Origin of the sequence: Rhodococcus sp. NPDC056960 (genome assembly GCF_042674125.1) — a bacterium.
GTDB lineage: Bacteria > Actinomycetota > Actinomycetes > Mycobacteriales > Mycobacteriaceae > Rhodococcus_F.
Map to the genome: position 1 here is coordinate 41,170 of NZ_JBHURF010000018.1, position 22,049 is coordinate 63,218.

Annotated in this window: 19 protein-coding genes; 12 read left to right on the forward strand and 7 right to left on the reverse strand. The window is 68.3% G+C overall.

Annotation, left to right across the window (positions count from 1 at the left end; translation table 11 throughout):
* Window positions 1-26 precede the first annotated feature (26 nt).
* Both ACFTWF_RS27180 and ACFTWF_RS27185 read left to right on the forward strand, forming a co-directional pair.
* Window positions 27-1,124, forward strand: coding sequence for a DUF1524 domain-containing protein (locus ACFTWF_RS27180; protein WP_378464255.1), 1,098 nt, complete (start codon window positions 27-29; stop codon window positions 1,122-1,124).
* A gap of 106 nt (window positions 1,125-1,230) precedes the next feature.
* Entirely contained in the window at window positions 1,231-1,527 is a 297-nt protein-coding gene (locus ACFTWF_RS27185; protein ID WP_378464256.1) for a response regulator transcription factor, read from the forward strand.
* Window positions 1,528-1,530: 3 nt separating this feature from the next.
* On the opposite strand, the gene ACFTWF_RS27190 is transcribed toward ACFTWF_RS27185, so the two are convergent.
* A complete protein-coding gene (locus ACFTWF_RS27190; RefSeq protein ID WP_378464257.1) occupies window positions 1,531-2,817 on the reverse strand; it encodes an alpha-hydroxy-acid oxidizing protein in 1,287 nt (428 codons plus the stop codon).
* Between the two features lie 115 nt (window positions 2,818-2,932).
* Here ACFTWF_RS27190 and ACFTWF_RS27195 point away from each other — a divergent pair, with 115 nt between their 5' ends.
* Complete coding sequence (locus ACFTWF_RS27195) at window positions 2,933-3,706, forward strand: VOC family protein (RefSeq protein WP_378464258.1); 774 nt, start codon at window positions 2,933-2,935, stop codon at window positions 3,704-3,706.
* Window positions 3,707-3,739: 33 nt separating this feature from the next.
* On the opposite strand, the gene ACFTWF_RS27200 is transcribed toward ACFTWF_RS27195, so the two are convergent.
* Window positions 3,740-4,669 (reverse strand): alpha/beta fold hydrolase, encoded by a 930-nt coding sequence (locus ACFTWF_RS27200; RefSeq protein WP_378464259.1) that lies wholly within the window; start codon window positions 4,667-4,669, stop codon window positions 3,740-3,742.
* Window positions 4,670-4,718: 49 nt separating this feature from the next.
* A complete protein-coding gene (locus ACFTWF_RS27205) occupies window positions 4,719-5,336 on the reverse strand; it encodes a TetR/AcrR family transcriptional regulator (protein ID WP_378464260.1) in 618 nt (205 codons plus the stop codon).
* 87 nt (window positions 5,337-5,423) lie between these two features.
* Between ACFTWF_RS27205 and ACFTWF_RS27210 the strand changes: the two genes are divergently transcribed.
* The 3 genes from ACFTWF_RS27210 (at window position 5,424) to ACFTWF_RS27220 (ending at window position 8,801) form a co-directional block, all read left to right on the forward strand.
* Window positions 5,424-6,782: a cytochrome P450 gene (locus tag ACFTWF_RS27210; protein WP_378464261.1), complete on the forward strand. Its 1,359-nt coding sequence runs from the start codon at window positions 5,424-5,426 to the stop codon at window positions 6,780-6,782.
* Window positions 6,783-6,804: 22 nt separating this feature from the next.
* A complete protein-coding gene (locus ACFTWF_RS27215; RefSeq protein WP_378464262.1) occupies window positions 6,805-7,965 on the forward strand; it encodes an alkaline phosphatase family protein in 1,161 nt (386 codons plus the stop codon).
* Between the two features lie 74 nt (window positions 7,966-8,039).
* Window positions 8,040-8,801 (forward strand): HNH endonuclease family protein, encoded by a 762-nt coding sequence (locus tag ACFTWF_RS27220; RefSeq protein ID WP_378464263.1) that lies wholly within the window; start codon window positions 8,040-8,042, stop codon window positions 8,799-8,801.
* Here the strand turns inward: ACFTWF_RS27220 and ACFTWF_RS27225 are convergent, their stop codons facing one another.
* Both ACFTWF_RS27225 and ACFTWF_RS27230 read right to left on the reverse strand, forming a co-directional pair.
* Window positions 8,802-9,440, reverse strand: a complete 639-nt coding sequence (locus ACFTWF_RS27225) for a DUF3060 domain-containing protein (protein ID WP_378464264.1) — start codon at window positions 9,438-9,440, stop codon at window positions 8,802-8,804.
* A gap of 10 nt (window positions 9,441-9,450) precedes the next feature.
* The gene (locus tag ACFTWF_RS27230; RefSeq protein ID WP_378464265.1) at window positions 9,451-10,470 is read right to left on the reverse strand and encodes a beta-ketoacyl-ACP synthase III; all 1,020 of its coding nucleotides are present in this window, start codon (window positions 10,468-10,470) and stop codon (window positions 9,451-9,453) included.
* Window positions 10,471-10,755: 285 nt separating this feature from the next.
* Between ACFTWF_RS27230 and ACFTWF_RS27235 the strand changes: the two genes are divergently transcribed.
* From ACFTWF_RS27235 to ACFTWF_RS27250, 4 genes are all read left to right on the forward strand, one after another.
* Entirely contained in the window at window positions 10,756-11,877 is a 1,122-nt protein-coding gene (locus ACFTWF_RS27235; RefSeq protein WP_378464266.1) for a DUF4185 domain-containing protein, read from the forward strand.
* 21 nt (window positions 11,878-11,898) lie between these two features.
* A complete protein-coding gene (locus ACFTWF_RS27240; RefSeq protein WP_378464267.1) occupies window positions 11,899-12,522 on the forward strand; it encodes a class I SAM-dependent methyltransferase in 624 nt (207 codons plus the stop codon).
* Between the two features lie 82 nt (window positions 12,523-12,604).
* Entirely contained in the window at window positions 12,605-14,440 is a 1,836-nt protein-coding gene (locus tag ACFTWF_RS27245; RefSeq protein ID WP_378464268.1) for an acyl-CoA dehydrogenase, read from the forward strand.
* Between the two features lie 227 nt (window positions 14,441-14,667).
* Window positions 14,668-15,645 carry a hypothetical protein gene (locus tag ACFTWF_RS27250; RefSeq protein ID WP_378464269.1) on the forward strand — a complete coding sequence of 326 codons (978 nt, stop codon included), beginning with the start codon at window positions 14,668-14,670 and terminating at the stop codon, window positions 15,643-15,645.
* A 71-nt stretch (window positions 15,646-15,716) separates the two neighbouring features.
* Here ACFTWF_RS27250 and ACFTWF_RS27255 read toward each other — a convergent pair whose 3' ends face one another.
* Window positions 15,717-18,026 carry a VanW family protein gene (locus ACFTWF_RS27255; protein WP_378464270.1) on the reverse strand — a complete coding sequence of 770 codons (2,310 nt, stop codon included), beginning with the start codon at window positions 18,024-18,026 and terminating at the stop codon, window positions 15,717-15,719.
* A 331-nt stretch (window positions 18,027-18,357) separates the two neighbouring features.
* Window positions 18,358-19,692: an acetyl-CoA C-acetyltransferase gene (locus ACFTWF_RS27260; protein ID WP_378464271.1), complete on the reverse strand. Its 1,335-nt coding sequence runs from the start codon at window positions 19,690-19,692 to the stop codon at window positions 18,358-18,360.
* Window positions 19,693-19,822: 130 nt separating this feature from the next.
* Between ACFTWF_RS27260 and ACFTWF_RS27265 the strand changes: the two genes are divergently transcribed.
* Both ACFTWF_RS27265 and ACFTWF_RS27270 read left to right on the forward strand, forming a co-directional pair.
* Window positions 19,823-21,169, forward strand: coding sequence for a 3-oxoacyl-ACP reductase (locus ACFTWF_RS27265; protein ID WP_378464272.1), 1,347 nt, complete (start codon window positions 19,823-19,825; stop codon window positions 21,167-21,169).
* Window positions 21,169-22,032, forward strand: a complete 864-nt coding sequence (locus ACFTWF_RS27270; protein WP_378464273.1) for a MaoC/PaaZ C-terminal domain-containing protein — start codon at window positions 21,169-21,171, stop codon at window positions 22,030-22,032. The genes ACFTWF_RS27265 and ACFTWF_RS27270 overlap by 1 nt, the downstream gene beginning before the upstream one ends.
* Window positions 22,033-22,049 lie beyond the last annotated feature (17 nt).

The following is a 22,049-nucleotide window of genomic DNA, read 5'->3' on the forward strand; positions in this document are numbered from 1 at the left end:
CCCCTCGAGTTCATTGAAGGACCGGCATGACCTTCCCCCCGCCCTCGTCACCCGTCACTCGCAAGAAATGGCCCTGGATCACCGGCGGCATCGTCGTAGCGGTGGCCGTGTTCTCGTTCCTCAGCCCCGCACAGGACGACCAATCGGCCCAGGCGACAGCAGCATCCGCGTCCGCGACACCCGCGGTCGCCACGTCGACGACTGCGAGTGTCGCGTCGAGTTCTTCGACACCGGTACCGGTTTCGTCTGCGCTCGCCCTCTCCCCGATCGAGCCCGCCGTCGCCGACGGTGCCGACGCGACCGCCGCGCTGCAGCAACTCGCCGGCCTCGACATCAAGGGACGCGCACCGAAGACCGGCTACGACCGCGACCTCTTCGGACAGGCGTGGACCGACGACGTCACGGTCGAGGGCGGCCACAACGGCTGCGACACGCGCAACGACATCCTCGGGCGCGATCTCGAGCAGATCGTGTTCAAGCCGGGCACCCACGACTGCGCGGTGCAGACCGGAACGCTGCACGACCCGTACACCGGCACCACCATCGCGTTCGTCCGCGGCGAGGGCACGTCGAACGCCGTGCAGATCGATCACGTCGTCGCACTGTCCGACGCCTGGCAGAAGGGCGCCCAGCAACTGGACACCGCGACCCGGGTGAACTTCGCAAACGATCCGCGGAACCTGAAGGCCGTCGACGGACCTGCCAACCAGCAGAAATCGGACGGCGACGCCGCCACCTGGCTGCCCCCGAACAAGAGCTACCGGTGCACCTATGTGGCCGATCAGGTGGCGGTGAAGGCGGCCTACGGGCTGTGGGTCACCCAGGCCGAGCACGACGCGATCGCCCGGGTCCTGCAGGACTGCGGGGCCGCGACACCGGCCGCGGCGCCCGCCCCGGCGACGAGCACGGTGCCGGAACCCATACCGGCGCCCGCGCCTGCGCCCGTTCCCGTTTCCGTTCCGGCGCCCGCGCCGGTCCCGTTCGTCGACACGGCATCGCCGAGCGACGTCTACTACAAGAATTGCGCTGCGGCCAGGGCTGCCGGCGCGGCACCGGTCCACATCGGCGAGCCGGGCTACGGCACACATCTCGATCGCGACGGCGACGGTGTCGGCTGTGAGTGATCCGGGCCTGCCGAGACACGCACCGCCACCGCAGGTTAACCTGAACTGCCTGCAGGGACGTCGGGTACCTGTAGCTCTCTGTACATGTCAGAAAGATGAGATCGGCATGACCACTGCACCCGACGCACTCGGGCACCCCCCTCACACCGGCGAACCGCCCGTCACCCGCACCTACGTGAAGCCGGCATTGTCGGCTCGCGAGGTCGAAGTGCTCCGGCACTGGTTGCGGGGCGATTCCAAGCTCGCCGTCGCGGCCGACCTCCACATCGCCCTCGGAACGGTCAACACCCACCTGACCCGGATCCGCGAGAAGTATGCGCTGGTCGGGCGCGACGCGTCGACCAAGACGGCACTGCTCGTGCGGGCGCTTCAGGACGGGATCATCACCATCGCCGAACTCTGAGGACTACGCGCGGCGCAGCGCGTCGCGGTCGATCTCGGCCACCGACGTCAGTCCGCTGAGTCCCATCGTGAGGTCGAATTCGGCGATCACGTTGGCCGTCGCGTCCCGCGCCCCCGCCTGACCCGCGAGGGCCAGACCGTACAGGTGGGGCCGGCCGAGCGTCACCGCGTCCGCACCGAGCGCAAGGGCCTTGAAGACGTCTGCTCCCGTGCGGATTCCGCTGTCGAGGAGCAGCGTCAACCGGCCGTCGACGACGGGCGCGATGTCGACGAGCGCGTCCAGCGAGGACACGCTGCCGTCCACCTGTCGCCCACCGTGATTCGACACGACGAGGCCGTCGACTCCGACGTCGAGTGCGCGCCGGGCGTCGTCGGGGTGTAGCACGCCCTTCAGGAGGATCGGGAGCGACGTCCGGCTGCGCAGGGTCTCGATGTCTGCCCAGCTCAGCGACGGACGGGAATAGATGTCGAGAAACGTCTCCACGGCGGCCCGCGGTTCCGGCGACCGGAGGTTGTCGAGGAAGCGGCCCGGGAAACGCCGGGTCATCGACACCAGCGACCGGATCGCGCCGAGCGTCACCTCGACGTCCGGCTTCTTCGCCGCGGCCTTGATCCGGTCGTGCACAATTCTGCGGAACACCGGGTCGGACGTGTACTGCGCGATCCCCTGTCCCTGCGCGAACGGCAGCGAGCCGAGGTTGAGGTCTTCCGGCCGCCAGCCGAGCATCGTCGTGTCGAGGGTGACGACGACGGCGTCCGCGCGAATGTTCTCCGCGCGCTGGAGCAGGCTGTCGACGAGATCGTCGTCCGTGCTCCAGTACAGCTGGAACCACCGGGGCGCATCCCCCATCGCCGCCGCACTCTCCTCCATCGGGGCGCAGCCCTGGTTGGAGAAGATGTACGGCACACCCAGTTCGGCGGCGGCCGCGGCGATGGCCACGTCGGCCTCCGGCCTCGCCAGTTCGGCGGCGCCGACGGGAGCGAGCAGTACCGGCGCCGGGATCCGGCGCCCGAACAGTTCCACGCCGATGTCGCGCCGCGAGACGTCGCGCAGCACCCGGGGAACGATCTGCCATTTGTCGAACGCATCGCGGTTGGCCTGCATCGTGCGACCCAGTCCGGCGCCGCCGTGCACGTAGGCCCAGCCCTTGGCGCTCATCTTCTTCCGCGCGCGCCGCTCGAGCGTGTCGAAGTCGGCGGGAACGGTGGGCGTGCGCCCGAGGACGCCGTCGCGGTAGATCAGATTCTGGCGGGCCCGGCCCGGGCTGTCCTGGTTCTCGCTCGCAGACATGGGCAGAGTCTTGCACAGCGCAACACGGACCGGCGCCGGGTCGGCGGGACGCGTAGGTTTGTGACCGGCCCCACATGGTGCGCCAGTTCGATCACCGACGTCCTAGGAGACCGCGATGCCCGACCGTCCGTCCCTCACCGGCGCTCCCTGCTGGATCGATCTCACCAGTTCCGACCCGCAACAGGTCATTCCGTTCTACACGGGGCTGTTCGGGTGGAAGTCCGACACCAACGAGGATCCGCAGTACGGCGGTTACTCCATCTTCAGCAGCAAGGGCAAACCCATTGCGGGGCTGGGCCCCCAGCAGCAGGGAAACCCGTACGGCAACGTCTGGACCACGTACATCGCGTCCGAGGACGCCGAGGCCACCGCAGCGAAGGCCGCCGCGGCCGGCGGCCAGGTGATGATGCCCGCGATGACCGTCGGCGACCAGGGCACGATGGCCATTCTCGGTGATCCCGCCGGCGCCGTGATCGGCGTGTGGCAGGCCGATCAGCACGCCGGCTTCGGCCTGGTCGACGAACCCGGCGCCCCCGTCTGGCACGAAACGCTGTCCCGCGACTACGCGGCGGCGCTCCCCTTCTACGCGGACGTCTTCGGCTGGACCTACCAGACCCTCGGCGACACAGACGAATTCCGCTACTCCCAGGCCAACCTCGGCGACCGCACCGTCGCAGGCATCATGGACGCCGGCTCGTTCCTGCCCGAGGGTTCCCCCTCGTTCTGGCAGTTCTACATCGGCGTCGAGGACACCGACGCGGCGGTCGCGAAGGTGACCGAACTGGGCGGCAGCGTCCGGCGCGAACCGGAGGACACCCCGTTCGGACGGCTCGCGTCCGTCGCCGATCCCCTCGGCGCCGCCTTTCAGATCACCACGCTGCAGTCCTGACCGGTGCGGCGGCGCGGCCCGTCCGCGCCGCCGTCACACCGGGCCGAACGACGCCTGCGCCTCCTTGGCGTTCCAGATGTCCAGGAGCGAGCGGAGGATCTCCTCCGACATGCCCAGACCGCCGAGATGGCTCTCTCCGTGCATGGTGTGGAACTCGGCGTCCGGGAGCAGCGCAACCATGTGCTGCCCGTGCCGGAGGGGGATGATGTGGTCGCAGTCGCCGTGCCACCAGCGCACGGGGGTCTTCACCGAATTGACCCGGAATCCCCAGTCCCGCGCGAACAGTACGAGGTCCGCGAACGGGGCACTGAGCTGCTTGCTGCCGCCGTTGAGCAGATCGTCGAGGAACATCGCCTTGAACTCCGGCCGCGCGAGCAGGCGGCGGTCGCCTTCCGGGGACAGTCGCCCGTACAGGTCGATGATCGGCGACGCGAACGGCCTCGCCAGCCTGATGACGGAACTCGCCGCCAGCCCGACCGGGACTCCGCCCGCCGACAGCACCGGTGCCGCCAGCACCGCGAGATCCATCAAACCGCTGCGGATGGCGTCGGGCCCCTGCGTCGGCGCGACACCGCCGAGGATGCCGGCCGCGATCACCCGGTCGGGCATCGCGTGCGCCGCCGCCAGCGAGTAGGGGCCGCCGCCGGACAGTCCGACGAGCGCCATCTGATCGATGCCCAGGGTGTCGGCGACTGTGCGCAGGTCCTCCGCGAAGTCGACCACGGCGCCGTACCGGTGCGGCGTCGACGACCCCACCCCCGGCCGGTCGATCCCGATCAGCCGCACGTGCTCACGCTCGGCGAACGCACGCGCCTCCATCGGCACCTGCCTGCGCGCGCCGGGTGTGCCGTGCAGCCAGAACACTGCCCTGCCCTGAGCCGAACCGAATTCCGCGAAGCCGAGCCGACGCCCCTCGCCTACCGCGACCGTGCCCTCCAACTGCGGGCGTGCGATATCCACCATCCCCACAGCTTCGCACGTGACCGTCGTCACGTTTTCGTTCGGGACCCGATCAGCGGTGCGCGGTGGACGTGAACTGGTAGGTCGCGGCGTCGACGATCTGATCGGGCGACACCTCGATCTCGCCGTTCAACCACGCCGTCATGAGTTCCGCGAGCCCGCCCACGAACAGCAGTGCGGTGATCTCGTCCTGCGGTGACGACCACGCCCGGTCGCCGTACAGCGCCTTCGATTCCTCGGCGACCAGCAGCGCGAATGCCCGCAACAACTCGCGTCTGCGCGTGCGCAACGGCTCGGCGCCCGCCGACTCGATGATCGACACCCGGCCCTTCCGCGGGTCGGCCGTCAGAATGTCGACGAAGGTCGCGATCGCGGCGCGCGCCCGCACCTCCGGGTCACCGGTCACGGCCTGCAGGGTGACCCGCGCAGCCTCGGCGATCTCCGCGGCGATGCCCTCGATCACCTGCACCAGCAGGTCGTCCCGGCTGCGGAAGCTCTCGTAGAAGTAGCGTTCCGTCAGTTTCGCCTCGGCGCAGATGGCGGTCATGGTCGCCTTCTCGCCGCCGACGGTGCCGAACACCTCCAGTCCCGCCTCGAGCAGCCGCGCGCGACGGTCCGCGGCCCGCTCCTCCGAACTTCGTCCGCGGTACTGCCGCGCCGGCTGACTCATGACTCGATGTTGACAGAACAGCAGGTGTGACGCACACTACACACATCTGACAGGATGCCCTGTCACATACGCCGACGAGGAGGGCCGATGCCCAGAGTTCTCGCTGCTCCCCCACCGGAAAGTGCCCTGTTACCCATCTCGGGCAATGCCGGATTCCCCGTCATCGGACACTCGCTCGACTACTTCCGCGACCCGATGGGACTGCTGCAGAGCCGCTGGGATCGCTACGGCCCCGTCTCCTGGCTGAGCATGGCCGGCAAGTGGTGGGTCACCGTGCTCGGGCCGGACGGCTGCCAGGAGATACTGCAGAACAAGGAACGGGCATTCGTCAACAGCGACGGGTGGAGCGTGCTGATCGGACCGTTCTTCCACCGCGGCCTCATGCTCCTCGACGGCGACGAACACCTCGCGCATCGGCGGATCATGCAGCAGGCATTCACCCGCGACCGGTTGTCGCGCTACACCGAGACACTCCATCCCGCGGTCGAGAGGGGACTCGACGCCTGGCAGCCCGCCCTCGGGTTCACCGCCTACCCCGCACTGAAGGAACTGACGCTGGATCTCGCCACGAGCATCTTCATGGGCGGCGCCGAAGGGTCGACGCACCGGGAGATGACCGAGATCAACAAGGCCTTCATTGATTGCGTGCAGGCCGCCACCTCGGTGGTGCGGTACCCACTGCCCGGAACCCGGTGGAAACGCGGCATCGACGGACGCGCGCGCCTCGAGGACTTCTTCCGCCGCTACCTGCCCGCCCGGCGCGCGGGTGCGGGCGACGACCTGTTCTCCGCGCTGTGCCACATCGAATCCGACGAGGGCCGGCGGTTCGGCGACGACGACGTCGTCAACCACATGATCTTCCTGCTGATGGCCGCCCACGACACGTCCACGATCACTCTGTCGACGATGATGCAGTACCTCGGCCAGCATCCCGAATGGCTGGAGCGATGCAGGCGGCAGTCGGCGGCGCTCGGCACGACCACCCCGACCTACGACCAGCTCGACGAACTCACCGACCTGGACCTCGTGATGAAGGAGTGCCTGCGCCTCGTCCCGCCGGTGCCGGTGGTCGCCCGCCGGGCGGTGAAGGACACCGAGGTGCTCGGCCGCTACATCCCGCGGGGAACGTACATGTCCGTGGTCGTGCACTTCACGCACCACATGCCCGAGTACTGGCCCGACCCGGAGACGTTCGACCCCGAGCGGTTCGCACCCGGACGCCGCGAGGACAAGGTGCACCGATTCGCGTGGGAACCGTTCGGCGGCGGCGTGCACAAATGCCTGGGAATGCACTTCGCCGGCGCCGAGATCAAGACGATCATGCACCACCTGCTGCAGCGATTCGACTGGCAGGTGAGCCCCGATTACATCGCCCCGCTGAACTACACCTCGCTGCCGTTTCCCTCCGACGGGCAACCCGTGGACCTGTATCACCGCATCCACTGAGATGTTCGACCATAGTGGGGTCATGACCGTTTCGGCGCCGCCGCTCGACGTGTACTCGCAGCCCACGCTGTCCGCCCTCATGCCGTCCGTTCTCGCCTCGCTGGGGGTCGCCGGCCAACCCAACCGGCTGCACCTGCCCGACAGCCGGCACACCGTGGTGCTCCTGATCGACGGGCTGGGCTGGACGCTGCTCCGGCGTCACCGCGAGTTCGCGCCGTTCCTGGACGGCCTCGCGGGGCGGCCGATCCGGGCCGGGTTCCCCACCACGACGGCCACCAGCATCGCGTCGTTCGGCACCGGGCTACCGTCGGGCAGCCACGGCATCACCGGCTACCAGTCATACGTCCGTGCGGTTCACGGCACACTCAACTGGCTGTCGTGGCGCGCCGGGCACAAGGGCGACGAACTCACCCGGCTGGTTCCCGAGGTGGTCCAGCCCGCGCCCACCGTGTTCGAACGTGCCGCGACGGACGGCATCACGTGCACGACCGTGGTGCCCGCGAAATTCGACGGGTCCGGCCTCACCCGTGCGGTCCTCCGCGGCGGCACGTTCCGGGGCATACACGCGTACGGTGACCTCATCGCGCACGTCGTCGCCGCCTCCCGGTCCGGCGAACGGACCCTCACGTACTGCTATCTCAGCGAAATCGACACGCTCGGGCACATTTACGGACCGGGATCCGAATCCTGGCTGCACCAGCTCGCCGTCGTCGACCGGCTCGTCGAGAAACTCTTCGCCGGTCTCGCGGCCGCAGGTCCGGGAATCACACTCCACGTCACCGCCGACCACGGCATGATCACCGTCGACGACGCGGACAAGATCGACTTCGACGGCACTCCGGCGTTGTCGGACGGCGTGGTGGCCCTCGCCGGCGAACCCCGCTGCCGTCACGTCCACGCAAAGGCCGGAGCCGCGCACGAGGTCGCCTCCCGGTGGAGGAGCGAACTGGGACACCGCATGTGGATCGGAACGCGAGACGAGGCCGTCACCGCCGGGCTGTTCGGACCCGCAGTACGGTCCGAGGTCCAGGACCGCATCGGGGACGTCGTCGCCATCGCACAGGGCGGTGTCGCCGTGGTGCGGAGGAAGGCGGAGTCGAGGCTGTCCGCACTCCCCGGCCAGCACGGCGCCCTCAGCGACGACGAGTTGCTGATCCCCTTGCTCCACACCGTCACGCCGTAATCCCGGGCCGCTCAACGGTCTCCGGTACCACTCCTGATAGAAATGACGAACAGCGTTGATTTCAGGAGAGATTCATGCCCCGCTCTGCGGTACCGAACACCGGCTCCATCATCACGACCGTACGGAACAAGTGGCCCTGGATCCTCGCAGGCCTCATCGTCGTGGTTCTCGTCGCGATGCTGTCCCCGGACCCCGACGACACCCTCGCCGCCGGCACCGAACCGATCTCGCCGTCGGAAGCCACTGACGCACAACAGATACAGTCCGCCTTCGTCGCGCTCGCCACCCTCGACGTGAAGGGGCGGGCACCCAAGACCGGATACGACCGGGAACTGTTCGGCGCCAGCTGGACCGACAACGTGTCGGTCGCGCTCGGACGCAACGGCTGCGACACCCGCAACGACATCCTCCGCCGCGACCTCGTCGACATCACCTCCCGCGACCGCACCCGCGAGTGCGTGGTGCAGTCGGGAACGTTGCGGGATCTGTACACGGGCAACATCATTGCGTTCACCCGGGGCACGAAGACGTCGGATGCCGTGCAGATCGATCACGTGGTGGCGTTGTCGGACGCTTGGCAGAAGGGTGCGCAACTCCTCGACGCGCAGACGCGGGCCGACCTCGCGAACGACCCCCGCAACCTGCAGGCGGTGGACGGGCCGACCAATCAGCGCAAGAGCGACGCCGACGCGTCGACCTGGCTGCCCCCGCTGGCGGCGTACCGCTGCACGTATGTGGCGCGTCAGGTGGAAGTGAAAGTGGCGTACCGACTCTGGGTGACACCCGCCGAGCACGACGCGATGGCCACGGTGCTCACCGGCTGCGGTGCGCGGTGATCACGCACCGGGCGGGGCGAGCCGGTTCGCCGAGCCCGTGTCGGCCGCCGGGGCCGTCGCACCGGAATCCCAGTCGACCGTATTGTTGGAACCGGTGACGTCGAGGGAGTCGAGCGACACGGCGCGCACGAAGTTGTCGTTACCGCTCACCGTCGTCGCACCGGAGTCGTCGACGGTCACGGAGTTCCCGCTTCCGCTCACCGAGATCCGCTCCGCCTGCTTGCCGAGCACGCTCACGGCGTTGCCCTGCAGGTCGATCGACTCGACGACGTCGATGGTGGAGCTGTTGCTGCGCCCGGTGATGGTGAGCGTTCCGGTCTGTCCGCCGACCACGTTGGTGTCCTGACCGCGCACGATCACCGCGTTCGACCTGGCCACGGTCGCCGAGACGCCGTTGGCCTCGATGGTGACGGTGCCGCATTCACCGTCGAGCACCACCCCCGCGCCGTCCTTGTTCACGATCACGTCGCGGCCGGCGCAGTCGCCGCCCGAGTTCAGCTCCACCGCGGAGCCGTCGCCGCCGGCCGGTTCGCTGTCGTGCGCGGCGTCCCGTCCGCACCCGCCGGACGCCGCGGCCACCACCACCAGACAGGCGATCGTGGCCGCGGCGCGGAAACCGCTCCGCCGGAGGTTGTGCATCGAACGCAGATCAGCTCTGCGCGAGCACCGGCATCGTGACGACCTGGCCCGCATAGGACAGACCGGCACCGAACGCGAGGAGCAGCGCGGTGTCGCCGGGCTTGACGTCTCCGTTCACCAGCATCGCTTCCATCGCGAGCGGCACGGACGCGGCCGACGTGTTGCCGGACTCGGCGATGTCGTCGGAGACCGGCACGTTCTCGGGAAGCTTCATGCTGCGGGCGATCACCTCGGTGATCCGGGAGTTCGCCTGATGCGGAACGAAGGCGTCCAGATCCTCGACGGTCAGTCCCGCCTTTTCGACCGCGGCGAGCGCGACCTTACCCATCTCGAAGGCGGCCCAGCGGAACACCGCGGTGCCGGCCATCTTGATGTACGGACGCTTGGCGCCCGGCGTCGTGATGTATTCGTACCAGTCCAGGTCCTGCACGATGGCGTCGGCCTGGGAGCCGTCCGAACCCCACTCCACCGGCCCGATACCCGCGACGTCGCTCTTGCCGACCACGACGGCGCCGGCGCCGTCACCGAAGATGAAGCGCGTGGCGCGGTCGGTCGGTTCGGTGGTGACGCTCATCTTCTCGACACCCACCACGAGGGCGTAATCGACCGAGCCGCCGCGCACCAGATCCGACGCCACGGTCAGCGCCGTGCAGAAGCCAGCGCAACCGCCGCCGAGGTCGAACGCACCGGGACCGCTGGTGCCCAGCGCGTCGGCGACCAGAGCCGCGGCGGGCGGCGTCAGGAGGAGATACGTCGACGTGGCGACGATGACGCAGCCGATCTGCTCGGGGTCGATACCGCTCGCCTCGATGGCCTTGCGTCCGGCCTCGATGGACATCGTGACGACGTCCTCGTTCTCCGCCGCGAACCGCCGGTTCCGGATGCCCGAGCGAGACTGGATCCACTCGTCCGTCGAGTCGATCAGTTCACAGATCTCGTCGTTGGTGACAACCCGTTCGGGCCGATACACGCCGAGCCCGAGAAGGGCGGACTGCCGACCTCCAGCCACGGTGGCAATCTGCTTTCCCATCGATCGATCTCCTCATCAGGTCCCGCGTGGTTACGCGCAGTGTGGACTTGTCGCCAGCACACGTTACGTCGAGCGCCGCCCACGGGGTAGCACCGGTTCCTGTTACTCGTCGGTAACAAGAGGTTGGGGGAGAAATCCGACGGCACGAAAAGGGCGGTCAAACCCACACTTCGGCACGAACGTACTTGTTAGACTTTCCCCGGTTTCCAGCAGTTGATCACCGGTAGGGGGAGTGGTCGTTCCAGGCCACGCAGTGCCGCCTGCTGCTAGAGATGGAGTGTCCTCGTGAAGCGAACCAGAGCTCTTGCAGCAGCGTCACTCATCGGCGCGGCGGTGACGTTGATCACCTTCGGCTTCGCCGGTCCGGCGGCAGCGAATCCCAACGCCATCAACCCGATTCCCGGCCTCAACGGCACCAACGGGATACCGCGCCTCACCGGGCGCACCCAGGCGGTCGCGCAACAGACCGGCATGCTCAGCCCCAACCGCACCCAGGACGCCAACGTCCTCGGCACCGACCTCGGCATCATGTGGGACAACGGCCAGGGCCAGGTCCTCACGGCGTTCGGAGACTCCGCCGGGCTCGGGCTGCCCAACCTGCTGTCGGGCAGCCTGTGGGCCTGGCGCAGCAGCACACTCTTCCGCAGTTCGGACGGCATCCTGTCGGACGGGATGAACTTCGACAGCTCGCCGCGCGACATCTTCGGCCAGTCCAAGGAACTCGTCCCGAGTCCCAAGATCCCGTTCGTCGAGATCAGCCGCATCCCCACCGCCGGCGTCGCCGCCGGCAACACCCAGGTGCTGAGCATGATGTCGGTGAAGAACTGGGGTCCGGCCGGAACGTGGGACACCAACTACTCCGGCCTCGTGTACTCCCAGGACAACGGCGAGAACTGGACCGTCGCCCCCGAGACGCAGCGGCCGAATATCGGCGGTAACGCCAACTTCCAGATGAGCGCGTTCGTCAAGGCCGACGGTTTCATCTATCAGTACGGCACCCCCGCCGGGCGCGGCGGTCTCGTCCACATCGCGCGGGTCCCGGAACCTCAGATCATGGATCTCGGAGCGTACGAATATTTCGACGGCGCCAAGTGGATCAAGGGCAACCCCGACGTCGCGAAGCCGATCATGCCGGGCGGGGTCGGCGAATTGTCCGTCGCATACAACCAGTACCTCGGCCAGTACCTCATGCTGACCACCGACCAGTACAACTCGGTGGTCATGCGACGCTCGCCGTCGGTCACCGGACCGTGGGGCCCGCCGGAGGTGCTCGTCGACACCCGGGAACTGCCCAGCGCGTACGGCGCCTACATCCACCCGTGGTCGTCGGGACCCGACCTCTACTTCCTCACGACGGTGCACAACAACTACAACGTGCTCCTCATGCACACCACCCTGACTCCGTAGCAGTCGTACTAGCGTCAGGGCATGGATGCAGCGGCCTGGGACGAACGGTATTCACAGAGCGAACTGGTGTGGGGCGCCCCACCCAACGCCGTCGTGGTCGAGCAGGTCACTTCGCTACCCCGCGGTCGCGCACTCGACCTGGCGTGCGGGGAGGGTCGTAACGCACTCTGGCTCGCCACCCGCGGCTGGGAGGTGACGGGCCTCGATTACTCGGCCGTGGCCGTCGACAAGGCCCGCCGCGTGGCCGCCGATGCACCCCGATCGGTCCGCGAGCGACTCGACTACCGCGTCGCCGACGTCACCGATTCGGACCTCGGCGGCGAGTACGACCTCGTGCTCGTGATCTACCTCCACCTCGCTCCCGCGGAGCGCCTGCGGGTTGTGAACCGCGCCATATCTGCGCTGAAACCTGATGGAATCCTCATGATTTTGGGGCATGACGCCGTTAACTTGTCGCAGGGCGTCGGAGGTCCCCAGGACATCGAAATCCTCTACACCCCAGAAGATCTGATGAATTCGATCGACGGTCGGCTCGTCGTCGACGTTGCAGAACGGCGCTTCCGCGAGACGGACGCCGGGACGGCGATCGACGCGCTCGTCGTCGCACACCGCCCGAGTCTTGGCAGTCAGGTAAATCGGGCGTAATATCGGCGATGTTACCGACGAGTAATAACTTGGGCGGTACTAACGGATAGACCGCACCATCTCACTGGGAGAGACAGAAGACATGGGCCATTACAAGAGCAACGTCCGCGACCTGGAGTTCAACCTCTTCGAGGTACTCGGTCTCGAGCAGCCGCTGAGTGACGGCGTGTGGGGCGATCTCGACGCCGACACCGTCCGCAACATGCTCAGCGAGGTTGCCCGTCTCGCCGAGGGACCGCTCGGCGAGTCCTTCGCCGACGCCGACCGCAACCCGCCGGTCTTCGACCCCGAGAACCACACCGTCACCCTGCCGGAATCCTTCAAGAAGTCGTTCCGCGCACTGTGGGACGCCGAGTGGTACCGCATGGGACTCTCCGAGGAGATCGGCGGCGTTCCCGTGCCGCGATCCGTCGTATGGGCCATCGGTGAGCTGATCCTCGGCGCCCAGCCCGCCGCGCACATGTACCAGGCCGGGCCCGCGTTCGCGGACGTACTGTTCAACAACGGTACCGACGAGCAGAAGCAGTGGGCCGCCACCATCGTCGAACGCGGCTGGGGCGCCACCATGGTCCTCACCGAACCCGACGCCGGTTCCGACGTCGGCGCGGGCCGCACCAAGGCCATCAAGCAGGACGACGGCTCCTGGCACATCGAGGGCGTCAAGCGGTTCATCACGTCCGCCGACTCCGACGACCTGTTCGAGAACATCTTCCACCTGGTCCTGGCCCGCCCCGAAGGCGCAGGCCCCGGCACCAAGGGACTGTCGCTGTTCTTCGTCCCCAAGACGCACTTCAACTTCGAGACCAACGAGTTCGGCGAACGCAACGGCGCCTTCGTCACCAACGTCGAGCACAAGATGGGCCTGAAGGTCTCCGCCACGTGTGAGGTCACCTTCGGCGGCCACGGAATTCCCGCCCAGGGCTGGCTCGTCGGCGAGGTCCACAACGGCATCGCGCAGATGTTCGACGTCATCGAGCACGCCCGCATGATGGTCGGCACCAAGGCCATCGCCACCCTGTCCACCGGCTACCTCAACGCCCTCGCGTACGCGAAGGAACGCGTCCAGGGCGCCGACCTCACGCAGATGACGGACAAGGCCGCGCCGCGCGTCACCATCACGCACCACCCCGACGTCCGTCGCGCCCTCGCCATGCAGAAGGCGTACGCCGAGGGCCTGCGCGCCGTGTACCTGTACACCGCGGCGCACCAGGACGAGGCCACCGCCAAGCTGGTGTCCGGCGCCGACAAGGACCTCGCGTTCCGCGTCAACGACCTGCTGCTCCCGATCGTCAAGGGTGTCGGCTCCGAGCGGGCGTACCAGTACCTCACCGACAGCCTCCAGACGTTCGGCGGCTCCGGCTTCCTGCAGGACTACCCGATCGAGCAGTACATCCGCGACGCCAAGATCGACTCGCTGTACGAGGGCACCACCGCCATCCAGGCGCAGGACTTCTTCTTCCGCAAGATCGCCCGCGACCGCGGGGTGGCCCTCGCGCACATCGCCGGCGAGGTCAAGAAGTTCATCGACACCGAGGCGGGCAACGGTCGCCTCAAGGCCGAGCGCGCCCTGCTCGCCACCGCCCTCGAGGACGTCCAGACCATGGCCGCCACCCTCACCGGGTACCTCATGGGTGCGCAGGAGCAGCCGTCCGAGCTGTACAAGGTCGGGCTCGGTTCCGTCCGATTCCTGATGTCCGTCGGCGACCTGCTCATCGGCTGGCAGCTGCTGCGTCAGTCCGAGATCGCGATCAAGGCCCTCGACGAAGGTGCCTCCGACAAGGACAAGGCGTTCTACGAGGGCAAGGTCGCCATCGCGTCCTTCTTCGCGAAGAACGTCCTGCCCGAGCTGACCGCCACCCGCGGCATCGTCGCCAACCTCGACAACGACATCATGGAGCTCGACGAAGCAGCGTTCTGATCGGCTTCCACACTGGCCCGGCGGCCGGGGTACTCCCCGGCCGCCGGGCTTTTTCGTGCCCACTGCCGGTTGCCGCACCACTTCTTCGTCGACGCATCGTCTGTGGTGGCCGAAACGGCGCGCGTGAGCCGAGAAGGAGTGCGGGAGTTGTCCACAACCCCCGATCCATCCACAGACAGGCTCGTCGGGAACGATTCTCGACGTTTCTCCCGGCGAGAATCGTTCCCATGGAACACGACCCGCACGCGCTGCTGCGGCACCAAGAGGCGTTGGACCGCGGCTACAGCGACGACGAGATCCGGCGTCTGTACAGCCGTGGCGAGTGGCAGCGCATCGGCCGCGGCGCGTACGTCTGCACGTCGTCGTACTCGGCGCTCGGCGAGGAGGAACGCCACCGATTCCTGATCGACTCGACGACTCACGCGCTGTCGGACTACGCGATCCTCAGTCACCAATCCGCCGCCGTCGTGTACGGCCTGCCCCTGTGGAAGACGCCGCTCGACCGCGTGCTCGTCACCCGGAACCGGCGCGGTGGTGGCCGGGTCAAGCGTCGGACCACGGTGCACTGCGCCCCGATGGGCGAGCACGTCGCCGTGGTGGACGGGCACTCGCTGACTCTCCCGGCACGAACCGTGGTCGACCTCGCGAGAACGCTGCCGTTCGAGCAGGCCGTGGTGGTCGGCGACGCGGCCGTCCGCAGGTTCGGCATCGGCCGAGAAGATCTGGAGGCCGAACTCGCCCGTGCTGCCCGCCGTCACGGCGTCGATGCGGCGCGCAGGGTCGTCCGCTTCGTGAGCGGCCACAGCGAAAGTGTCGGTGAATCGCGAAGCCGGGTGATGCTGTCGCGTGCCCGGCTTCCCGTCCCGTCCCAGCAGGGCGAGGTCTTCGAACCTGGCGGGCGCCGGATCGGACGCGTCGACTTCCACTTCGACGGCATCGTCCTGGGAGAGTTCGACGGATGCGTCAAGTACGGACGATTGCTGAAATCCGGAGAATCACCCGGCGACGCGGTCTTCGCCGAGAAGCTACGTGAGGATGCACTGCGCGACCTCGGATTCGAGGTGGTGCGGTGGACGTGGGACGACCTCGAATCACCGGGGCAGGTCGTGGAGCGAGTCCACCGCGCGATCGCGCGCGCCGGGTCGCCACGAGGCCAGGTGACGCCGCTCCCCTCCGCACATCCGCTCACGATACGGGCACTGTAAACTCACCACTTCTCCTTTCGCGCAACACTTTTCGGACCCAGAGGGAGTGCGGCTACCGAGAAGGAGTGCGGCTATCCGCCGCCGCTCGGCTTCGGTGCGGAGGTGGTGGGCTTCGGGCTCTCCGGCGCCGTGGACGGGGCCGGAGAGGCGGCGGGGGTGCGCTCGTCGGGCTTGGGCGCGCCCGGCGCCTCGCACTTGACGATCGGGACCGGGTCGTAGCGGACGGTCCTGGTGTTCCGGGAAATCTCCTGGCCGGTGGCGTGATCGGAGATCACCCGGGTGTCGCTGGCGGTGAATCCCGGGGCCCCGCTGGAGGCGATGCAGTGATCGCCGGCGGGCAGGGTGACCGTGTCGGGCTGCGTCGGCTTGGTGCGGTTGCCGGTGATCGAGTCGACGTCGACCGACTTGGTTCCCCAGAACCGGATGGTCAGATCGGACGCGCCGCCGATGGCCTGGATCATCACGCCCGTCTTGGCGTTGTTGCGGAACTGCAGGTCGATGGCGCCTTCGAAGACGGTCGCCTCCCGCGCCTCCGGGTACCGCGAGATGTAGTACGAGTGCTCGGTGTGAGCGACGTCCTCCATACCGGCGAAGTACGCGGCGTTGTACAGCGTCGTCGCCACCTGGCTGACACCGCCGCCCACCGCGGTGTCCGGGCGGCCGTTGTTGATGATGCCGGACTCCACGTACCCCTGAGCCGTGCCGCGCGGACCGGTGTACCCGTTGAGGGAGAAGGTGTCGCCGGGCCTGATCAGCGCACCGTTGATCTCACTGGCGGCGAGTCGGATGTTCGTGCCGGACGCCGCGGAGAAGCCGCCGGTGGTGAACTCGCCGATCACCTCCTTCACCCCGAGACCCTGCGCGGCCTCCGTGGTGAGAGCGGGCGGGACGGGGCCGTACACCGCGGCGATCGTATGAGAACCGTTGCCGCGCAACACCTCGGGCAACGTCTCCAGGGTCTTGGGCCACTGCACCAGGTCACCGACCACTGCCGGGACGACCGTGGGCGATCCCCCGTCGAGCGTGATCGCGGCATCCTTCGGTGCGATCTCGGTCGACACGAGCTGAGGAGCGAGGATTCCGGTGGCCGCGTCGACGTTGTACGTCGGCTTCAGCCCGCCGGTGCCGTCCGGCTCGAAACCGACGATGGCACCGATCTGCTGACGCGGCGCCGTCGCGACCTTGCCGTCACGACCGGTGACCACCAGATCCGCCGAGGCCGCGGGCGCCGCCACGTCGTCGAGCGCCTTCTGGACGCCTTCCTTGGTCACGGTGACGGGCACGACGTCGACGGGCAGTTCCACCGTTCGGCCGAACGCCCACTTCTCGATCAACGCCGCCTCGGCGGCCTCACCGTTCAGGTTCTGTCCGGTGGACGGATCCACCGGCACCGGGGTCTCGCCCTCGAACACGACGGTTCCCTCGCGGGACGCACGATCGGTGTCATCGCGCAGGCCGTCGACGGCGGACGCCAGCGCGGCCTCGTCGCGGGTCGACACCACCCCGATCTCGTCGGTGGTGAAGAACGACGTGAGACGGGTGAACGGGTTCAGCGGCTGAGAATGGGCCCGGTCGAGGGTGGCCTCCCAATCGACCCCGAGCCCGGCGGCGGCAGGGACGAGTTCCGTCGACACGTCGCCGGCCTGCACCGTCAGCGGCTGATCGACCCGGGGGCCGACCTGCGCCTGCAATGTGGCCTCGGCCTCCTCGCGGGACGAACCGCCCACATCGACTCCGGCCACCGTCACGCCGCGCGGGACTTTTCCGGAGGACACCGCGAGATCCGCGGCGTACGCGAGGCCGAGCACGGCGATCACACCGCCGGTGACGGCGGCGATCTTCATCCACGGGGCACGCGCCGGAGTCTCCTCGGCCGACGCCGCTGCCGGCTCCGGGTCGGGCTGCGGCGCAGCGGCCGGCGCCACGACCGTCGGTTCCTCCGCCGCGGCGGTGTACGCCACAGTCGGACCGGGAACCGGGCCAGCCGGAATCGCGGGAATCACCTGCGTGACGTCCTCGTTCGCCGGCGGCTCCACCCACAACGAGGCTTGCTCCCCGGAACGTTCCCCCAGGTCACCGAGGTCCAACTGTGTTGTGGGAGCCTCGTCGGCACTCGGCTGTGCCGTCGGAGGCTCGTCGGCACTCGGCTGTGCCGTCGGAGGCTCGTCGGCACTCGGCTGTGCCGTCGGAGGCTCGTCGGCACTCGGCTGCGTCGTCGGAGGCTCGTCGGCACTCGGCTGTGCCGTCGGAGGCTCGTCGGCACTCGGGACCGGACTCGCGTTCTCGACACTCTCGGGCTCGACACTCCCGCGCGACGTGGAGGGGTCCGGCGTCGACCGTTCGGGCGCAGTGCGCCCCTTGTCGCCGTCTTCGTCGTTCACCGTGGCCCTCTCACCGAGTTGTCCTTCGTGCGGGCCTCAGCTTGCCGTCGGTGCTCGTTGCATTTCAAGCGCGATCCGATTCCGAGCGAGGCCCGGTCGAGACCCCCACGTCAGCGTACCGGCCGCCGGAAATGCAAGAGCCCCGCGCTGCTGCCAGGTCGGGGGTCAGGCAGCAACACGGGGCTGACAGGGATATCGCCAGCTAATCTCCAGCGTTACACCTCTCGGAAAAGATTTCGGGGATCCGGCCACCCCTCGTTGCCGGATCCCCGCTCGTACTGCGCGCACGCTGGCCTTTCCGATCTCCCAGCTACCGGAAAGGCCGGTCGGTTCACGCCTCTATGATTGCCGTCACACCCTGGCCGCCGGCGGCGCAGATCGAGATCAGGCCCCGGCCCGAACCCTTCTCCGCCAGCATCTTGGCGAGCGAGGCGACGATGCGGCCGCCGGTCGCGGCGAACGGGTGCCCCGCCGCCAGCGACGACCCGTTGACGTTGAGCTTGCTGCGGTCGATGGAGCCGAGGGCGCCGTCGAGTCCGAGGCGTTCCTTGCAGTATTCGTCCGATTCGAACGCCTGCAGCGTCGCCAGCACGACCGACGCGAACGCCTCGTGGATCTCGTAGAAGTCGAAATCCTGCAGCGTGAGGCCGTTGCGGGCCAGCAGGCGCGGGATGGCGTACGTCGGCGCCATCAGGAGGCCGTCCTTGCCGTGGATGTAGTCGACGGCAGCGGTTTCGGAGTCGACGAGATGCGCGAGCACGGGGAGCTTGCGTTCGGCGGCCCATTCGTCGGTGGACAGCAGGACCGCGGACGCGCCGTCGGTGAGCGGGGTGGAGTTGCCCGCCGTCATCGTCGCGTCACCCGCCTTCACTCCGAAGACCGGCTTCAGCTTGGCCAGCTTCTCCGCGCTGGAGTCGGGCCGGAGGTTGTCGTCGCGGGTGAGGCCGAGGAACGGGGTCACCAGGTCGTCGAAGAAGCCGCGGTCGTAGGCGGCGGCCATGTTCTGGTGGCTGGCGGCGGCCAGTGCGTCCTGGTCCTCGCGGCGGACGCCGAACTCCTTGGCCGTGATGGCGGCGTGCTCGCCCATGGACAGCCCGGTGCGGGGTTCGCCGTTGCGCGGGATCTCGATGCCGAGCATCGACGGGCGGACGTTGCCGAGGAGCTTGATGCGGTCGCCGGTGCTCTTCGCGCGGTTCAGCGACAGCAGGAATTCGCGGAGTTCGTCGTTGACGCCGATCGGTGCGTCGGAGGTGGTGTCGACGCCACCGCCGACACCGGCGTCGATGCGACCGGCCGCGATCGCGTCACCGACGGCGACGATCGACTGCAGTCCGGTGCCGCAGGCCTGCTGCAGGTCGAAGGCCGGGGTGTAGGGGCTGAGGGCGCTGCCGAGCACGCATTCGCGCATCAGGTTGAAGTCGCGGCTGTGCTTGAGGACGGCACCGCCGGCGACGAGGCCCAGCTTCTCACCCTGGAGGTTGAAGCGGCTCACCAGTCCGTCGAGGGTCGCGGTGAACATGTCCTGATTGGACGCCTGTGCGTACTTCCGGTCGGAGCGGGCGAACGGGATCCGGTTTCCGCCGACGATCGCGACGGGACGCTGCTGCTTTCCGCCCGGCTTCGGCGCCGCTGCGGTGGTTGAATTGGTGCGAGCTTTGCTGGTCACTGACGTCTCCAAGGATCTGGTGCGATTACCTGTTGGCTACTATTCTTACTCAGGAGTAAGTTGCTTGTCGACACCGCACTTCACTCGGTGCTCGGTGACTGACCGCCTAACGACGACAGAAGGTAGGACCGTGGCAGCCAGCAAGGGAGCTCCCGACATCTATTCCCAGTTCCTCTCATCCGCACCCGGCGCGTTCATCGCCGCGAAGGCGGGACTGCCGCGGCCCGAGCACCTGCGGCGATACAAGCACGGCGAACCGCCGCTCGCCGGCCCGGTCCTGATCGGCGGCAAGGGGCGTCTCGTCGAACCGCTGCGCGAACTGCTGTCCGACTACCCCGCCGCGGGAGCCGGCGACGACAGGTACGGCGCCCTCGTGTTCGACGCCACCGGCATCGGCTCGGTCACCGAACTGGAGCAGCTGTTCGAGTTCTTCCAGCCGGTCATCCGCAACCTCGCGCCGTCCGCGCGCGTCGTCGTCCTCGGAACCACCCCCGAGGAGACGTCGGGCGTCGACGAGCACATCGCGCAGCGCGCGCTCGAGGGCTTCACCCGCAGCGTCGGCAAGGAGGTCAAGCGCGGCACCACGGCCCAGCTCGTCTACGTCTCGCCGAAGGCCGCCCCCGGACTGTCCGGTCTCGAATCGACGCTCCGCTTCCTGCTGTCGGCCAAGTCCGCGTTCGTCAGCGGCCAGGTGATCCGCGTCGGCGACGAGGACTCCGTCGCACCCGCCGACTGGGACAAGCCGCTCGACGGGAAGGTCGCCGTCGTCACCGGTGCCGCCCGCGGCATCGGCGCGACCATCGCCGAGGTCCTCTCCCGCGACGGCGCGCACGTCATCTGCGCCGACATCCCCGCCGCCGGTGAGGCGCTGTCCGAGACGGCCAACAAGGTGGGCGGCACGTCCCTGGCGCTGGACGTGACGGCCCCCGACGCGGCCGACAAGCTCGCCGAGTTCGTCCTCGAGCGGCACGGCGGCGCAGACATCATCGTCCACAACGCCGGCATCACCCGCGACAAGACGCTCGCCAACATGGACGAGGGCCGCTGGAACATGGTGATCGGCGTCAACCTTCTTGCACCGCAGCGCATCACCGAAGTCCTCGTCGCCAAGGGTGCGCTGAAGGAGGGCGGTCGCGTCATCGACGTCTCGTCCATCGCCGGCATCGCGGGCAACCGCGGCCAGACCAACTACGGCACCTCCAAGGCCGGCGTGATCGGACTCGTGCAGGCGTCCGCGCCGGTGCTCGCGAAGAAGAAGATCACGATCAACGCCGTGGCACCGGGCTTCATCGAGACCGCGATGACGGCGGCGATCCCGTTCGCCACCCGTGAGGCCGGACGTCGCATGAGTTCCCTGATGCAGGGCGGCGAGACCGTCGACGTCGCGGAGACCGTCGCCTACTTCGCGAGCCCCGCGTCGAACGCCGTCACCGGGCAGGTCGTCCGCGTCTGCGGCCAGAGTCTGCTGGGCGCCTGATGTCGGGCAAGGTCGTGCAACTCACGGAGAAGCCGGGCACGCTCGACATCTACGCCCGCGCCGTGCGCAGCGCACTGCCGGTCATCGGTGCGAGCGGGGACAGCGCCCCGGACACGACTCTGGTTCTGAACGGCGTGCGCGTCGACCCCGACAACCTGGCGGCGTACGACAGGGTGACCGGACTGCGGTTCGGCGACACCCTGCCGCTCACGTACCCGTTCACGCTCGTGTTCCCCATCGTGATGAAACTGATGGTGTCCGAGGGGTTCCCCTTCCCCGCCATCGGTTCCGTGCACGCGGAGAACGTCATCGAACGGTTCCGGCCCATCTCGGTGATCGAGCCCCTCGACGTGTCGGTGCACGCGGAGAATCTGCGCGAACACCGCAAGGGACTGCTGATCGACGTGGTCAGCGAGATCAAGGTCGGGCGCGAACTGGTGTGGCGGCAGACGTCGACGTTCCTGCGTCAGCAGAAGACGTCGCTGTCCGGTCAGCCCGGCCCGGAGCCCAAGGCCGAGGAGGAGCCGGCGCGTCCGCTGCGGACGATGCGGGTCGATCAGAAGACGATCAGCAGGTACGCCGCGGTGTCCGGTGACCGCAACCCGATTCACGTGTCGTCGTTGGGCGCCAAAGCCTTCGGGTTCCCGAAGACCATCGCGCACGGCATGTGGAGCGCCGCCGCCGTCCTCGGGACGGTGGAGGGCCGGATTCCGGACGCCGTCACGTACAGCGTGCGTTTCGGCAAGCCGATCCTGCTGCCGTCCACGCTGAACGTGTACGCCGATCAGACCGCCGACGGCTGGGACCTGTCGATCAAGCACCCGAAGAAGGGGTACCCGCACCTCACCGCGACGCTGCGCTGACCGGGACGAACGGGACG

What these genes read in the sequence shown, in the direction of transcription:
- ACFTWF_RS27180 (WP_378464255.1), top strand. Translation starts at nt 27, where the DNA reads ATGACCTTCCCCCCGCCCTCGTCACCCGTCACTCGCAAGAAATGGCCC.
- ACFTWF_RS27185 (WP_378464256.1), top strand. Translation starts at nt 1,231, where the DNA reads ATGACCACTGCACCCGACGCACTCGGGCACCCCCCTCACACCGGCGAA.
- ACFTWF_RS27190 (WP_378464257.1), bottom strand. Translation starts at nt 2,817, where the DNA reads ATGTCTGCGAGCGAGAACCAGGACAGCCCGGGCCGGGCCCGCCAGAAT.
- ACFTWF_RS27195 (WP_378464258.1), top strand. Translation starts at nt 2,933, where the DNA reads ATGCCCGACCGTCCGTCCCTCACCGGCGCTCCCTGCTGGATCGATCTC.
- ACFTWF_RS27200 (WP_378464259.1), bottom strand. Translation starts at nt 4,669, where the DNA reads ATGGTGGATATCGCACGCCCGCAGTTGGAGGGCACGGTCGCGGTAGGC.
- ACFTWF_RS27205 (WP_378464260.1), bottom strand. Translation starts at nt 5,336, where the DNA reads ATGAGTCAGCCGGCGCGGCAGTACCGCGGACGAAGTTCGGAGGAGCGG.
- ACFTWF_RS27210 (WP_378464261.1), top strand. Translation starts at nt 5,424, where the DNA reads ATGCCCAGAGTTCTCGCTGCTCCCCCACCGGAAAGTGCCCTGTTACCC.
- ACFTWF_RS27215 (WP_378464262.1), top strand. Translation starts at nt 6,805, where the DNA reads ATGACCGTTTCGGCGCCGCCGCTCGACGTGTACTCGCAGCCCACGCTG.
- ACFTWF_RS27220 (WP_378464263.1), top strand. Translation starts at nt 8,040, where the DNA reads ATGCCCCGCTCTGCGGTACCGAACACCGGCTCCATCATCACGACCGTA.
- ACFTWF_RS27225 (WP_378464264.1), bottom strand. Translation starts at nt 9,440, where the DNA reads ATGCACAACCTCCGGCGGAGCGGTTTCCGCGCCGCGGCCACGATCGCC.
- ACFTWF_RS27230 (WP_378464265.1), bottom strand. Translation starts at nt 10,470, where the DNA reads ATGGGAAAGCAGATTGCCACCGTGGCTGGAGGTCGGCAGTCCGCCCTT.
- ACFTWF_RS27240 (WP_378464267.1), top strand. Translation starts at nt 11,899, where the DNA reads ATGGATGCAGCGGCCTGGGACGAACGGTATTCACAGAGCGAACTGGTG.
- ACFTWF_RS27245 (WP_378464268.1), top strand. Translation starts at nt 12,605, where the DNA reads ATGGGCCATTACAAGAGCAACGTCCGCGACCTGGAGTTCAACCTCTTC.
- ACFTWF_RS27250 (WP_378464269.1), top strand. Translation starts at nt 14,668, where the DNA reads ATGGAACACGACCCGCACGCGCTGCTGCGGCACCAAGAGGCGTTGGAC.
- ACFTWF_RS27270 (WP_378464273.1), top strand. Translation starts at nt 21,169, where the DNA reads ATGTCGGGCAAGGTCGTGCAACTCACGGAGAAGCCGGGCACGCTCGAC.